15 protein-coding genes are annotated in these 14,796 nt (G+C 65.7%); 14 read left to right on the top strand and 1 reads right to left on the bottom strand.

The annotated features are described in order from the left end of the window. Nucleotides 1-11 precede the first annotated feature (11 nt). Entirely contained in the window at nt 12-1,646 is a 1,635-nt protein-coding gene (locus ACYQ0R_RS07950) for a flippase activity-associated protein Agl23 (RefSeq protein ID WP_459822250.1), read from the bottom strand. A gap of 188 nt (nt 1,647-1,834) precedes the next feature. Here ACYQ0R_RS07950 and ACYQ0R_RS07945 point away from each other — a divergent pair, with 188 nt between their 5' ends. The 14 genes from ACYQ0R_RS07945 (at nt 1,835) to ACYQ0R_RS07880 (ending at nt 14,762) form a co-directional block, all read left to right on the top strand. Beyond that, the gene (locus tag ACYQ0R_RS07945; RefSeq protein WP_459822247.1) at nt 1,835-2,269 is read left to right on the top strand and encodes a universal stress protein; all 435 of its coding nucleotides are present in this window, start codon (nt 1,835-1,837) and stop codon (nt 2,267-2,269) included. Between the two features lie 121 nt (nt 2,270-2,390). Continuing rightward, nucleotides 2,391-3,524, top strand: coding sequence for an N-methyl-L-tryptophan oxidase (gene solA / locus ACYQ0R_RS07940; protein WP_459825712.1), 1,134 nt, complete (start codon nt 2,391-2,393; stop codon nt 3,522-3,524). A 51-nt stretch (nt 3,525-3,575) separates the two neighbouring features. After that, nucleotides 3,576-4,193 (top strand): 5-(carboxyamino)imidazole ribonucleotide mutase, encoded by a 618-nt coding sequence (gene purE, locus ACYQ0R_RS07935; RefSeq protein ID WP_459822243.1) that lies wholly within the window; start codon nt 3,576-3,578, stop codon nt 4,191-4,193. A gap of 181 nt (nt 4,194-4,374) precedes the next feature. Next, complete coding sequence (locus tag ACYQ0R_RS07930) at nt 4,375-4,794, top strand: NADH-quinone oxidoreductase subunit A (protein WP_459822242.1); 420 nt, start codon at nt 4,375-4,377, stop codon at nt 4,792-4,794. Then, nucleotides 4,791-5,492 (top strand): NADH-quinone oxidoreductase subunit B, encoded by a 702-nt coding sequence (locus ACYQ0R_RS07925; protein ID WP_459822240.1) that lies wholly within the window; start codon nt 4,791-4,793, stop codon nt 5,490-5,492. The genes ACYQ0R_RS07930 and ACYQ0R_RS07925 overlap by 4 nt, the downstream gene beginning before the upstream one ends. Next, the gene (locus ACYQ0R_RS07920) at nt 5,489-7,156 is read left to right on the top strand and encodes an NADH-quinone oxidoreductase subunit D (RefSeq protein WP_459822238.1); all 1,668 of its coding nucleotides are present in this window, start codon (nt 5,489-5,491) and stop codon (nt 7,154-7,156) included. The genes ACYQ0R_RS07925 and ACYQ0R_RS07920 overlap by 4 nt, the downstream gene beginning before the upstream one ends. After that, entirely contained in the window at nt 7,156-8,229 is a 1,074-nt protein-coding gene (locus ACYQ0R_RS07915; RefSeq protein ID WP_459822236.1) for a complex I subunit 1/NuoH family protein, read from the top strand. The genes ACYQ0R_RS07920 and ACYQ0R_RS07915 overlap by 1 nt, the downstream gene beginning before the upstream one ends. Further along, complete coding sequence (locus ACYQ0R_RS07910) at nt 8,229-8,690, top strand: NuoI/complex I 23 kDa subunit family protein (RefSeq protein WP_459822234.1); 462 nt, start codon at nt 8,229-8,231, stop codon at nt 8,688-8,690. The genes ACYQ0R_RS07915 and ACYQ0R_RS07910 overlap by 1 nt, the downstream gene beginning before the upstream one ends. Before the next feature lie 49 nt (nt 8,691-8,739). Then, nucleotides 8,740-9,012 carry an NADH-quinone oxidoreductase subunit J gene (locus ACYQ0R_RS07905; RefSeq protein ID WP_459822232.1) on the top strand — a complete coding sequence of 91 codons (273 nt, stop codon included), beginning with the start codon at nt 8,740-8,742 and terminating at the stop codon, nt 9,010-9,012. Next, complete coding sequence (locus ACYQ0R_RS07900) at nt 9,009-9,356, top strand: hypothetical protein (protein ID WP_459822230.1); 348 nt, start codon at nt 9,009-9,011, stop codon at nt 9,354-9,356. Before ACYQ0R_RS07905 ends, ACYQ0R_RS07900 begins: the two co-directional genes overlap by 4 nt. Further along, nucleotides 9,356-9,658, top strand: coding sequence for an NADH-quinone oxidoreductase subunit NuoK (gene nuoK / locus ACYQ0R_RS07895; protein WP_459822228.1), 303 nt, complete (start codon nt 9,356-9,358; stop codon nt 9,656-9,658). Before ACYQ0R_RS07900 ends, nuoK begins: the two co-directional genes overlap by 1 nt. Nucleotides 9,659-9,691: 33 nt before the next feature. Continuing rightward, nucleotides 9,692-11,728, top strand: a complete 2,037-nt coding sequence (gene nuoL / locus ACYQ0R_RS07890; RefSeq protein WP_459822226.1) for an NADH-quinone oxidoreductase subunit L — start codon at nt 9,692-9,694, stop codon at nt 11,726-11,728. Then, entirely contained in the window at nt 11,725-13,251 is a 1,527-nt protein-coding gene (locus ACYQ0R_RS07885) for a complex I subunit 4 family protein (RefSeq protein WP_459822224.1), read from the top strand. Before nuoL ends, ACYQ0R_RS07885 begins: the two co-directional genes overlap by 4 nt. Then, the gene (locus tag ACYQ0R_RS07880) at nt 13,251-14,762 is read left to right on the top strand and encodes an NADH-quinone oxidoreductase subunit N (protein ID WP_459822222.1); all 1,512 of its coding nucleotides are present in this window, start codon (nt 13,251-13,253) and stop codon (nt 14,760-14,762) included. Before ACYQ0R_RS07885 ends, ACYQ0R_RS07880 begins: the two co-directional genes overlap by 1 nt. The last annotated feature ends 34 nt before the right edge of the window (nt 14,763-14,796 follow it).

Raw genomic sequence — 14,796 nt, 5'->3', positions numbered from 1 at the left:
CGTTCTAGCGCTCACGCCGTATTGAAGAACACGACCGCCTCACGGTCCCAGAGGGCGAGCTCGACCGTTCTGGCGTCGTGGTCCGGGAAGCGCTCGGCGACCGCACCCTCGTGAGTCGGGTCGACGACGAGCACGAGATTCTCGTGAGCTTGGAGCTGCGCCGGCGATCCGACGCTCGTCGTCTTCGCTCCGGTTCGCTCGACGTACCACGGGAGCGGCAGGCGTTCGCCGAACGCGGCACGATCCGCAGCGGTGTGGATCGGTGGCTCCTCGAGGCTCGTCTCGTCGTCAACGTCGTATCGCTCTCCGACGTACACCACGGTGCCGTCGTCGCCGAGACTCGCCTCCAGCTCGGCCGTCAGCTGCTCGAGGTCGCTCGACGGCTGTCCGTAGCTCGCGAACGCGTTCCCGGGCTCGCTCGGTCCGTACACCCCGCCGACGGCGGCGACGGCGACACCACTGCCGACCGCGGCGAGCACCAACAGCGCGGCGGCGACGCGCGCGGCGTCTTCACGCTCGATCGCACGCCGACCGTATCGGTACGTCGCAGCCAGTCCGACCGCGGCTGGCACGGTCATCGGCACGATCGCATGGACGAGCGTCCACGGCGCGGCGACCTCCGCGACGACGGGGTAGCCGACGAGCCCGAGTCCGGCCCAGAACGCCGCAAAAGCAACGACTGCTCGGGGGGTTTCGACTGTCGGGAGCACGCGGTACCGGTCCGCGAGGAACCCGCCGACGCCGAGCAGGAACACGACCGCCGACGTCGCGAAAAGCGTTCCGGCGGCGTCGGTGAGAAACGGGAGGAACTCCGTCCCCTCACGCCCGGCGACGCGGACGGCGAGAAACGAGACCACCGGCTCCCGGTACGTCGCACGGAGGAACCCCACGGGGTCCGAGAGGGCTCCGTACCCTCGCGGCGCGAAGAACACACCCCACGCGGCGAGGAAGACGAAAAGCGATCTGGCGAGCGGGGTGACACGCCTCACGATCCATCCCGCGCCGGCGGCGACGCCGGTTTGGACGCGCTCACCCTCACCGGCGACGCGGGAGTGATCGACGACGAGGAGTCCCGAAGCAACGAGGAGAACCGCAGTCGCGACCGCGAACCCCGACGCGGCGAGCGCGACCGCCGAAAGGGTGGCCGCGCCGTACAGAAACCGGTCGCGATCGGTGTCCATCCACCGGACACAGCACCCGACGACCGCAAGCGCCGCGCCCGCCGCCAGCAGATCGCCCCGGAGGAATCGGCCGTAGTACACCACGAGCGGGGCGAATCCGAGGAGAAGCGCGAGCGCGACCGTCTCGTCGTCGCGGAGGCGACCACGGAACGTGAGCGCGACCGCCGGGAGGAGACCGGTGAGCACGGCGACCGGGAGTCGAGCAGTCGCGTCCGAAACGCCGCCGGTCGGACGGACCGCCCCGGCGAGCGTTCCCGCCCAGCGCGTCATATGCGAGACGAGCGGTCCGCCGGCGACGGGGCGATACTCGAACGTCCCCGTCTCCATCGACCGGAGGCTCCAGTAGCCGACGCGCGCCTCGTCCCAGTGGAACGGTCGCGTTCCGAGCCCGACGGCCCGGACGAGCACGGCGACGACCGTGACGGCGACGACGGCGATGGCCACGCGATCGCGTCTCGCACGCATACGCTCCGGCTTCCGGGTCCGGCGTAGTATGTGTTCCGTTCCGAGCGTCACCGGGCCGCGGCCGTTCGGAGCGTTGTCGGGCCGCGGCCGTTCGGAGGGTCGTCGACCGGTGTTCTCTCCCGTACCATACCGAGCTCGGGAGATCGGGAGTGGTTTTTAAAACCCGACCGGTCGTAGATCCACTCGGTATGTACGACGAGATCCTCGTTCCGACCGATGGGAGTCCGGCGTCCGACGCCGCGATCGACCACGCGATCGACCTCGCCGAGCGATACGACGCACGCTTGCACGCCCTGTACGTCGTCGACGGGGCCGCGTACTCGACGCTTGAGGCAGGGTCGGAGATCGTCCTCGAGGCGCTTGAATCGGAGGGAAAGGATGCGACCGAACGCGTCGCACGCGCAGCCGGCGACGCCGGAATCGACGCCGTGACGACGGTCTCGTCCGGCACCGCGTATCGGTCGATCATCGACTACGCGGACGAGAACGACGTCGACATGATCGTGATGGGCACTCACGGTCGGAAGGGGATCGACCGATATCTCCTCGGCAGCGTCACCGAGCGCGTCGTCCGAACCTCCGACGTTCCGGTGTTGACGGTACGACAGCCCACCGACGAGTAGCGTCAATTATCGAGTGGGTTTCGAGTTCCGATAGCTACTTGCGCCTTCCTTCGGAGGGATGGCGTATGACTGACGCTGATGGAGGGATCGCGGATGAGTCCCGCCGATGGAGGGGTTGCTGATGGGTGATCGGTTCGACGTCATCGTGATCGGTGTCGGGGGAGTTGGAAGCGCGGCGACGTATCATCTCGCCCGGCGAGACCTCGACGTGTTGGGGTTAGAGCGATACGACGTTCCACACGATCTCGGGTCGTCCCACGGACGCTCGCGGATCATCCGGAAGCCGCAGTACGAGGCGCCCGAGTACGTTCCGCTCGTCGAGGCGGCGTACGACCGCTGGCGAGCGTTGGAGGAGCGAACCGGTCGGCGTCTGCTCCACGTCACCGGGGGGATCGACGCCGGGCCACCGGGGAGTCGGATCGTGGCGGGGTCGCAGGCGTCGTGTGAGGCACACGGGATCGACCACGAGCGTCTCTCCGCAGCTGCGGTGAACGAGCGCTTTCCGGGGTATGATCTCCCCGCGGGCCACCGGGCGATATATCAGCCGGAGGGCGGGTTCCTCGACCCCGAGCGGTGCGTCGTCGCCCACGTCGACGCGGCCCACGAGGCCGGCGCGACGATCCGCGCCCGCGAGCAGGTTCACGGGTACACGACGACCGACGACGGCGTCCGCGTCGAATCGTCGAAGAACACGTACGAGGCGGAGCGGCTCGTCGTTACCGCGGGCGCGTGGACGCCTAAGCTGGTGCCCGAGCTACGCGAGATCGCGGTTCCGGAGCGCCAGGTACTCGCGTGGCTCCAACCGACCTCGCCGTCGGCGTTCGATCCGGATCGATTTCCGGTGTTCGTCCACGACGCGGAGGAGGGCCACTACTACGGGTTCCCTCGCTACGGCGCTCCCGGGTTCAAGTTCGGCAAGTTCCATCACCGGAAGGAGGTCGTCGATCCGGACGCGTTCGGCAGGGAGCCACGTCCCGCCGACGAGGACCTCCTTCGGGCGTACGCGGACCGCTACTTTCCGACGGGAGCGGGACCGACATTGCAGCTCTCGACGTGTTTGTTCACGAACACACCCGACGACCACTTCATCATCGATCGCCTCCCCGACGAGCCTCGGATCACGGTCGGTGCCGGCTTCTCCGGACACGGGTTCAAGTTCGCGAGCGTCGTCGGCGAGATTCTGGCGGATCTGTCCGTCGACGGCGAAACGGACCACGACGTCGACACGTTCCGGATCGACCGATTCCCGGAGTGAGCCCGGCGCGTATCCCGCAACTCCTTGTAACCCGCCGCCGAACGTCGTCGTATGAGCTCCGTTCAGGATCTGATCGGCCGACTCGAATCGGAAGCGGCGGCGGACGTCACCCCCGACGCGACACCCGACATCGGAATCATCATGGGATCGGACTCCGACCTTCCCGTGATGGAGGGCGCGTACGACGCGCTCGAGACGCTCGGGTTCGCCGAGCAGACAGAGTTCCACGATGCGCCCGACGCTCGGTTCACTTACGAGAGCTACGTCGTCTCCGCACATCGGACGCCGGAGCTCATGTACGCGTACGGTGAGACCGCGGTCGACCGCGGACTCGACGTGATCGTCGCGGGCGCAGGCGGGAAGTCCGCGGACCTGCCGAACATGACCGCGTCGATCGCTTTCCCGATCCCCGTCGTCGGCGTTCCGGTCCAGGAGAAATCGGTCGACTCCGTCATCGGGATGCCCACCGGCGCACCGATCGTCGCCGTCGACGCCGGTAAGTCGTTCAACGCCGGGCTCTCCGCGGCGCAGGTGCTCTCGAGGGAGCACGACGCAGTCGAGGAGCGGCTCGTCGAGTATCACGAGGATCTCAAATCCGACGTTGCGGCCGTCTCGGCCGACCTCCACGACCTCGGCCTCGACGCGTTCCGAGAGAACCGCGGAGAGTAACCCCGTCGGTGGAACACTACCGATCATACATCCGCAAATATGGAATATAGCTGATCGTTTCGTCTTCGTACTTCCAGTCTTCACGGAGGACGGCGGGTGTACCCCGAGCCGCGGGCATGGAACACGAGAATCAACGCTTATGAGGGGGCGGTCCAAACCCTCGGACGTTACGGAGACCTATATGAGCGATTGGATAGCGATCGGCGCACTGGCGGTTGTCGGCCTGCTCATCCCCCTCGCGATGATGGCAGTGTCGGCGTTGCTCCGCCCAAGCGTGCCGGAGACAGGCAAAAGTACCATCTACGAGTCCGGGGAGACACCGACGGGCACGACGCGGATCCGGTTCAACATCCAGTACTACATGGTCGCGTTGCTGTTCGTCGTTTTCGACATCGAGACTGTGATGCTGTTCCCGTGGGTCGTCATCTACCGTCCGGCGCTCGAAGCCGGCGTTCCGATGATCGACCTCCTGTGGCCGATGTTGGCGTTCGTCGGGATCCTCGCGATCGGACTCGTCTGGGCGTGGCGGACGGGCGCGGTCGAGTGGACCAGAAGCCCCCGCGCGACCCGAAGAAAAACGGAGCGTGACGTAAACCAATGAGCAGCGAACAACGACCCTTTATCACCGACGAATCGCGCGTAATAACCGAAACCCGGGACAGCCGAATGGAGGGACAGGGAGACCGATTCAACTCCCGGCTCCGGGAGGCGTTCGGCTCGTCACCGTTCATCCTCACCAAGTTCGACAAGTTCCTGAACTGGTGTCGGGGGTCCTCGATGTTCATGCTGCAGTTCGGGATCGCCTGCTGTAGCATCGAGATGATGCACACGTACGCGGTGAAACACGATCTCGACCGGTTCGGAAGCGGGGTCCCCCGCGCGTCGCCGCGACAGGCGGACGTGATGATCGTCCCCGGGACGATCGTCTCGAAGTTCGCCCCGCGGATGAAGCGCGTGTACGACCAGATGCCCGAGCCGAAGTTCGTCGTGGGCATGGGGTCGTGTACGATCTCCGGCGGCCCGTTCCAGGAGGGGTACAACGTGATCAAAGGGGCGGAGGAGGTCATCCCGATGGACATCCACGTCCCGGGCTGTCCCCCACGGCCCGAAGCGCTCGTGTACGGCGTCGCCAAGCTGCAAGAGCGCGTCGCAAACGGGGAGGCCTCGCCGGTGACGGTGAAGCCGTACGAGCTCGAACAGTTCTCCGATCTCGAACGCGACGAACTCGTCGACAAGCTCGTCGACCAGATCGACGAGGACGAACTCGTCATGCGATACAACTTCGCTGATTCGCCATGAGCCTGGAACCACTCGACAGCACGGACGACGACCTCGTCGCGGAGCGCACGCCCGAGGAGCTGGAGGAACTGCTCGGTGAGCTCGTCGTCGAGCGCGACGATCACCTGAACGCGCCGGGGTTCGTCATTCGTCCGGAGACGGTCCAGGAGACGCTCTCGGTTCTCAAAGAGCAGGCCGGATACGATCACCTCTCGGCGGTCACCGGCCAGGAGTACGAGAACCGCTACGAGTCGATCTACCACCTGAAAAAGTTCGACGACCCGACCCAGGAGGTCAGCGTCGTCGTTCCCACCGACAAGGACGATCCGGTCTCGGAGTCCGGCAACGCGGTGTTCCGGACGGCCGACTGGCACGAACGCGAGGCGTACGACCTGATCGGCATCGAGTACGACGACCACCCCGACCTCCGCCGGATCCTCCTGCCCGAGACGTGGCAGGGACACCCGCTGTCGCTGGACTACGACCAGACCCAGCCGCAGATCGCCACGCTGCCGGAACACGCCAACCCGCTGCAGGACCATCACCGGGACCACGAGTCGGACACGATGTTCCTCAACATCGGTCCCCACCACCCGGCTACGCACGGCGTGCTCCACCTAAAAACCGTGCTCGACGGCGAGCAGGTTATCGACGTCGAGCCCGACATCGGCTACCTGCACCGGTGTGAAGAGCAGATGGCCCAGAACGGGACGTACCGCCACCAGATCATGCCGTACCCGGACCGGTGGGACTACATCTCGGCCGGGCTGCTCAACGAGTGGGCATACGCGCGCGCGGCGGAGGACCTCGCGGACATCGAGGTGCCGGAGTACGCGCAGGTGATCCGGACGATGGGCGCGGAGATGTGCCGGATCGCCGCGCACATGCTCGCGCTAGCGACGTTCGCGCTCGACGTGAACGGCGACTTCACGGCGACGTTCATGTACGCGATCAACGACCGCGAGCGCGTACAGAATCTCTTGGAGGATCTGACTGGCCAGCGGCTGATGTTCAACTACTTCCGTCTCGGCGGCGTCGTCTGGGACCTGCCGGAGCCGCGCGAGGAGTTCTTCTCGAACACGCGTGACTTCCTCGACCAGCTTCCGGGGTCGGTCGAGGAGTACCACAACCTCGTCACCTCCAACGAGATCTTCCAGATGCGGACGATCGACACCGGCATCCTCCCGCCGGAGGTTGCGAAGAACTACGGCGCAACGGGCCCCGTTCTCCGCGGGTCGGGCGTCGACTACGACCTCCGACGTGACGATCCGTACGGCTACTACGACGAACTCGACTGGGACGTCGTCACCGAGGACGGCTGTGACAACTACAGTCGACTGCTCGTCCGGATGCGAGAGGTCGAGGAGTCCGCGAAGATCATCGGGCAGTGTATCGATCTGCTGGAGGACTGGCCCGAGGACGAGCGGAACATCCAGGCGAACGTGCCGCGGACGCTGAAACCCGACGAGGACACGGAGATCTACCGGGCGGTCGAGGCTGCGAAAGGCGAGCTCGGCATCTACATCCGCTCCGACGGGACGGACAAGCCCGGACGGTTCAAGATCCGGTCGCCGTGCTTCTCGAACCTGCAGACGCTACCCGAGATGGCGAACGGGGAGTACATCCCCGATGTCGTCGCCGCGTTAGGGAGCCTCGACATCGTGCTCGGGGAGGTGGACCGCTGATGGCGGCGACTCCGGCACAGCTGTTCCCGGAGTTCATCGTCGAGACGCTCGGACTCCCGGGCGTTGCCGGCGAAGTAGTCGCCGCGCTGATCGCGGCGTTCGTCATCGGGAACATCGTGCTCGCCTTCACGGGCGTCGCGGGCCCGTGGGCGAAACGGAAGATCACGGCGGCGTTCACCGACCGGTACGCGGTCGAGCGGATCGGCCCGTTCGGGCTGTTGATCATCCCGGCGGCGGCGGTTCAGCTGCTCGCAAAGGAGCTTATCGTTCCCGAGGGCGTCGATCGTCCGACCTGGGACCTCGCGCCGATCGTGCTTCCGGCGTCGGCGCTGCTCGGGTTCGCCGTGATCCCGATGGGGCATATCGGTCCGGTGAACCTCCATCTCGCCGACCCCGAGGTCGGACTGGCGCTGGTGTTCGCGTTCGCCTCGATCGCGTCGGTGTCGCTCGTGATGGCCGGCTACGGCTCGAACAACAAGTACTCGCTGCTCGGCGGGCTCCGGGCGGTCGCACAGAATCTCGCGTACGAGATCCCGCTTATCCTCACGGCGATGTCCGTCGTGATCTTCGCGGGCACCCTGGAGATGAGCGGCATCGTCGCCGCCCAACAGGAGACGCTGTTCGCGGTCGCCGGATTCGAGATCCCGGCGTGGTACGCCCTGGTGAACCCGTTCGCGTTCGTCCTGTTCCTCGCGGCGAACATGGCCGAGATCGGCCGGAACCCGTTCGACATTCCGGAAGCGCCGACGGAGATCGTCGCAGGCTACCAGACGGAGTACTCCTCGGCGTACTTCGTGCTGTTTTATCTCGGCGAGTTCGTTCACGTGTTCCTCGGCGGCGCGATCCTCACCGTGGTGTTCCTCGGTGGCGCTGCCGGGCCCGGACCGGAGAGCATCGGGTTCCTCTGGTTCACGGTGAAAGTGTGGGGCTTCTTCCTGTTCACCCAGTGGGCACGCTCCGCGCTGCCGCGGGTTCGGATCGACCAGCTGATCGAGATCGGCTGGAAAGGAATGTTGGTGTTATCGTTCGCTAACCTGGTGCTCACGGCCGTAATCGTGGGGGTGATCGTGTAATGATTGGACTCATGAAATCGATGGCAACGACGATGAAACACGCCCTGGACGGCAGCAAGTTCACGGTGAAGTACCCCGAGGAGGCGCCCGACGTGAGCCCCCGGTTCCGAGGTGTTCACAAGTTTAGCCAGGAGCGGTGTATCTGGTGTCGACAGTGTGAGAACGTCTGTCCGAACGACACGATCCAGATCGTTCAAGACGACATGCGCAACGGCGAACAGTACAACCTCCACATCGGACAGTGTATCTACTGCCGGCTGTGTGAGGAGGTCTGTCCCGTCGACGCGATCCTGTTGACGCAGAACTTCGAGTTCACCGCTGACACGAAAGACGACTTCGTGTACAACAAAGAACAGCTCAAAAACGTTCCGTGGTACAAAGAGATCGATCCGCTCGAGTCCCGCAACCCCGATCGCAGCGCGTGGGTCGGCGAGGGTGACGGCGAGATCGATTACCAGTAGCCGACGCGTCTCGAAATCTTCAAAGGGGTTCTCCAAGGAGACACACACAATGGTTTATGAAACTATCGCGTTCGCGCTGTTCGCCGCGGTGACGCTGGCGTTCAGCTTGGGCGTCGTCCTGGCGCGTGACGTGTTCCACGCCGCGTTGCTTTTGGGCGGGGCGCTGACGAGCGTCGCGGTACATTACGTGATGTTACAGGCGGAGTTTCTGGCCGCCATGCAGATCCTCGTCTACGTAGGGGGGGTGCTCATTCTCGTCACGTTCGCCGTGATGCTCACGCGATCGGAATCCACAAACGACACGGAGGTGAGTAGCTCATGAGTGACGACGACGGCGGCCGCATCGTGCCCGCGATCGCGGTCGGTGCGCTGTTCGTGCTGATGGCGGTCACGGCGCTGACCGCCGAGTTCGAGGAGGCGGCCGGCTTCCCGGAAGGCGAGTCGGTCGTTCACAACATCGGATACGCCCTGTTCAACCTCGGCGACCACGGGGTTGCGACGATCCCCTCGGAAGGGTTTCTTGCGGCCTTCCTGATCGTTGCGGTCGCGCTCGACGTCGCCGTCGACGGGGCGATCTATCTCGCGAAACGCGAGGAGGACGGCACGATCATCTCGGCGGTCGGCGGCGCGCTGACCGACGGCGGCCGTGATGGGGGTGGTCGGTGATGGTGCCGCCGGAGTGGTACCTGATACTGGCGGCCGGCGTGTTCTGTATCGGCCTGTTCGGCGTGCTCACGCGGCGTGACGCGCTGTACTTCCTCATGAGCGTCGAGCTCATGATGAACGCCGCGAACATCAACCTCGTCGCGTTCGCGCTGTACTACGGCGACCTGACGGGGCAGGTGTTCGCGCTGTTCGTCATCGCGCTCGCGGCCGCCGAGGTCGCGATCGGGATCGGGATCATCCTCGTACTGTACCGCAACTTCGGTGACACCGACGTCACCGTACCGACGGAGATGAGGTGGTAAGATGAGGATACACGACACATCGGAGGTGGGCGCATGGTAGACGCGTTCGCGTACGTTCCGGCGATCGTGCTGCTGCCGTTCTTCTCGTTTTTGGTAGCGCTCGGTGCCGGAAAGTACCTGCCGAAGGGGGGCGCGTTCGGTGGTATCGCCGCGACCGCGGGATCGTTCCTGCTGTCGCTGTGGGTGCTCGCAACCGTCGCGGGCGGTCGCACGTACAACGACACGATTTACACGTGGGCCGGCGGCGACCAGTTCGAGTTAACGTTCGGGCTGCTCGTCGATCCGCTGTCGGCGCTCATGCTCGTCATCGTGACGCTTATCGCCCTTCTGGTCCACGTGTTCTCGCTCGGATACATGAACGACGAGGGCGAAACCGGGCTCCCGCGCTACTACGCCGGACTCGGTCTCTTTACGGCCTCGATGCTCGGGTTCGTCGTCGCCGACAACCTGCTGATGGCCTTTATGTTCTTCGAGCTGGTCGGGCTCTGCTCGTACCTGCTCATCGGCTTCCACTTCCGGGAGCCCGGACCGCCGTCGGCCGCCAAGAAGGCGTTTCTGGTCACCCGCTTCGGTGACTACTTCTTCCTCGTCGGTCTCGTCGCCGTGTTCGCGACGTTCGGTACGGCACAGTTCGCCGGACCGGAGTCGTTCCCCGCGCTCGCCGAGGCGGCGCTGAACGGCACTTTCGATGCGTGGACGCCGCTCGGTCTCGGCGTCGAGACGTGGTTCACCGTCGTTGGGCTGCTCGTGTTGGGTGGTGCGGTCGGTAAATCCGCGCAGTTCCCGCTGCACACGTGGCTACCGGACGCGATGGAGGGTCCGACGCCCGTCTCCGCGCTCATCCACGCCGCGACGATGGTCGCAGCCGGCGTCTACCTCGTCGCCCGGATGTTCGGCTTCTACGCGCTGACGCCGACGACGCTCGCGATCATCGCGTTCGTCGGCGGGTTCACGGCGCTTTTCGCCGCGACGATGGGCGTCGTGAAAGACGAGCTGAAGCAGGTGCTCGCGTACTCCACCATCTCGCAGTACGGCTACATGATGCTCGCGCTGGGCGCGGGCTCGTACGTCGCCGCGACGTTCCACCTGATGACGCACGCGTTCTTCAAGGCGCTGCTGTTCCTCGGAGCCGGCGCGGTGATCATCGCGATGCACCACAACGAGAACATGTGGGATATGGGCGGCCTCAAAAGCAAGATGCCGGTTACCTACTGGACGTTCCTCGCTGGGTCGTTGGCGCTCGCGGGGATCTTCCCGTTCTCGGGGTTCTGGTCGAAAGACGAGATCCTGTACGAGGCGTTCATCCACGGGCTGAGCGAACCGCTGCTGCTCGGCGGCTGGATCATGGGGCTGCTCGCGGTGCCCGTCACCGCCTTCTACACGTTCCGGATGGTCTTCTTAACGTTCCACGGTGAGCCACGAACCGACCTTGCGGCCGATCCGGAGCCCGTCCGCTGGAACGTGAAGGGGCCGCTGACCGTGCTCGGCTCGCTGGCGGTCGTCGCCGGCTTCGTCAACATGGTGCCGGTCCAGAAGCTGCTCGGCGTCGAGGGGATCGACTTCCTCAGCCAGTGGCTCGACAACCAGTGGGGTGGCATCGAGGGCGTGAGCTACTCCGCGTACAACGATCTGCTCGCGACGTACGCCGGCTACGAGGCCGGGACGATCGCCGGAAGCGAGACGACCACGCTGCTCGTGGCGGCAGGCCTCGGGCTCGGGCTCGCCGTCGCCGGCGTGCTCGTCGCGTGGACGCTGTACCGCGCGCCGGAGCCGACCGAGCACACGGCAAAGCTCGGCGGACTGAAGGACGTGCTGTACAACAACTACTACCAGGACGAGGTGCAGGTGTGGCTCGCCTACCGGACGGAGGACGCCGCCGGCGGCGCGAACACGTTCGATCAGGGCGTCATCGACGGCGTGGTCAACGGGATCTCCTCCGTGAGCCTCGCAGCCGGTAGTCGGATCCGCCGGATCCAGACCGGCGTGGTGTCGCAGTACGCGGCCATGCTCACGATCGGGCTGGTCGTGCTCATCGTTCTCCTCGGCGTCTCCGGGGGGTGGTTCCTATGATACTCGAAACACTGATCGGATTCACGTTCGTGGCCGCGCTCGCCGTCATGCTCGCTCCCGACGAGTGGGCCGGACGGCTCGCGTTCGCGTTCAGTCTCGTTCCCTTCGTCGGGAGTCTCTACCTGTGGGCGCGGTTCGACGCGGTAGGGAACGCCCTGACGGGCGGCACCATCGCGTTCGAGAGCCGGATCGAGTGGCTGGAGGTCGGCGGCCGGTCGATCTCCTGGTTCGTCGGACTCGACGGGATCAGCCTCCCGCTGGTCGTGCTCACGACGTTTTTGGTTCCGCTGGCGATCGTCAGCGCGTGGACGCCGATCGACGCGCGACAGAGCCAGTTTTACGGCCTGATGCTGTTCATGGAGGCGAACCTGCTCGGCGTGTTCACGGCGCTCGACTTCTTCCTCTGGTTCGTCTTCTGGGAGGCGGTTCTCGTGCCGATGTACTTCCTCATCGGCGTCTGGGGCGGTCCGCGCCGGAAGTACGCCGCGATCAAGTTCTTCGTGTACACGAACGCGGCGTCGCTCGTCATGTTCCTCGGGTTCATGGCGCTGGTGTTCGGACTGGGTGACGCCGTTGGCTCGTTCGCGCTGCCGGAGATCACGCAGGCGATCGCCGCCGGCGAGCTCGGTACGTGGTTCGGGATCGAGCCCGGAACGCTCGCGATGGGTGCGTTCCTCGCGATGTTCTTCGGCTTCGCGGTGAAGGTGCCGGTCGTCCCGGTGCACACGTGGCTGCCCGACGCCCACGTTGAGGCCCCGACACCCGTGTCGGTGCTTCTGGCCGGCGTCCTCCTGAAGATGGGGACGTACGCGCTGCTCCGATTCAACTTCACGATGCTGCCGGAGCAGGCGTCCGCGCTCGCGATACCGATCGCCGTGATCGCAGTGATAAGCGTGATCTACGGCGCGATGTTGGCGCTCGCACAGAAGGATCTCAAACGGATCGTCGCGTACTCCTCCGTCTCCTCGATGGGATACGTTATCCTCGGGCTGATCGTGTTCACCGAGTACGGCGTCGGCGGCGCGACGTTCCAGATGGTCGCACACGGGCTCATCTCCGGGCTGATGTTCATGGCGGTCGGCGTCATGTACAACGCGACCCACACTCGGATGGTCGGCGACATGGCCGGGATGGCCGACCGGATGCCCGTCGCCGTGGGGATCCTCGTCGCCGGCGCGTTCGCGTACATGGGACTACCGTTGATGGCCGGCTTCGCCGGCGAGTTCTTCATCTTCGTCGGCGCGTTCGGCGCGACGGCGCTCCCGTACGCACCGGCGTTCACGATGCTGGCGATGTTCGGCATCGTCATCGTCGCCGGCTATCTGCTGTCGGCGATGCAGAAGACGCTGTTCGGTCCGTACCGGCTCGAAACCGACTACGAGGTCGGCCGTGCGCCCGTTCACGACATCGCGCCGCTCGGCGTGCTGTTGGCGGCGATCATCGTGCTCGGCGTTGCGCCCGATCTGTTCTTCGAGATGATCCGTGACGCTGCCATGCCCGTCGTCGAGGGGGTGAGCCGATAATGGTCGACCAACTGCCGCAGTGGGCCGCGCTCGCGCCGGCGTTGACGCTGGCCGGCACGGGGCTCCTGCTGCTGCTCGTCGATACGATCAACCCGAAGGCGCGCTCGAACACGTCGATGGCGGTCGTGAGCGCGCTCGGTGCGCTGACGTCGCTGGCGTTCACCGTCTGGTTCGTCGTTGCCGGCACCGGCCACGCCGACACCGGCGGCGCGATCTACCTCCTTGCGGACGCGATCAAGGTGGACACGTTGGCGCTGTTTTTCACCGCCATCTTCGCGTCGGTGACGGCGCTCGTCGTCGTCGCCGCACACGACTACTTCCACGACCACGAGAGTCCGGCGGAGTTCTACTCGCTGGTGCTTTTCGCCGCGACCGGCATGGCGCTGCTCGCGGTCGCGAACTCGCTTGCGGTCGTGTTCGTCGCCCTGGAGATGGCGTCGCTGCCGTCGTACGCCCTGGTGGCGTTCTTGAAGGAGAATCGAGGGAGCGTGGAGGCGAGCCTGAAATACTTCCTCGTCGGGGCGGTGTCCTCGGCGATCTTCGTGTTCGGCATCTCGCTGGTGTACGCCGCTACCGGGTCGCTGATCCTCGGTGACGTCGCCGCCGGGATGGTCGATATCGACGGGATGGCCGGGCTCGCCGGTCTCGGGATCGTGATGATGATCGGTGGCGTCGCGTTCAAGACGGCCGCCGTGCCGTTCCACTTCTGGGCACCGGAGGCGTACGAGGGTGCGCCCGCTCCCGTGAGCGCGTTCCTCTCGTCGGCCTCGAAGGCCGCAGGGTTCGTCGTCGCGTTCCGCGTGTTCACCGAGGCGTTCCCGCTCGGCGCGTCGCTGGCGGCGGGCATCGACTGGACGCTCGCGTTCGCGGTCATCGCGGTCGTGACGATGACGCTCGGGAACTTCGCCGCCGCGGTCCAGGAGAACGTCAAGCGAATGCTGGCGTACTCCTCGGTGGGTCACGCCGGCTACGCGCTGATCGGACTCGCCGCGCTCTCCGCGGGGAGCGACGGGAACTCGGCGGTGATGGGTGCCGCGATGGCACACCTGCTCGTCTACGGCTTTATGAACACGGGCGCGTTCCTGTTCGTCGCGATGGCGGAACGCTGGGGCGTCGGCCGCACGTTCGCCGACTACGCCGGGCTGGCGAAGCGCGCGCCCGTCGCGTCGACCGCGATGGCCGTGTTCATGTTCTCGCTGGCCGGGCTGCCGCCGTTCTCCGGCTTCTTCTCGAAGTACTTCCTGTTCATGGGCGCGATCGACAACGGGTTCGTCTGGCTGGCGGCGATCGGCGCGCTGAACAGCGTGATCTCGCTGTACTACTACAGCCGGGTCGTGAAGGCGCTGTTCATCGACGACCCCGCCTCCCAGAGCGCACTCGACGCGATCGACGTTCGCCCGACGGGGCTGTACGCCGCCGTGATCGTCGCCGCGGTCGCGACGGTGCTGCTGTTACCCGGCTTCGGTCCCGTCATCGAGACGGCCGAGGCGGCCGCGTCCGCGCTGTTCTAGCCGCGGGCTCGGCGCTCGTCGCCGTCCTGCGGGA

This window comes from Halorubrum luteum (assembly GCF_054652935.1).
The sequence above is the reverse complement of the archived record's forward strand: the minus strand, read 5'-3'. Positions and strand labels throughout refer to the sequence as shown.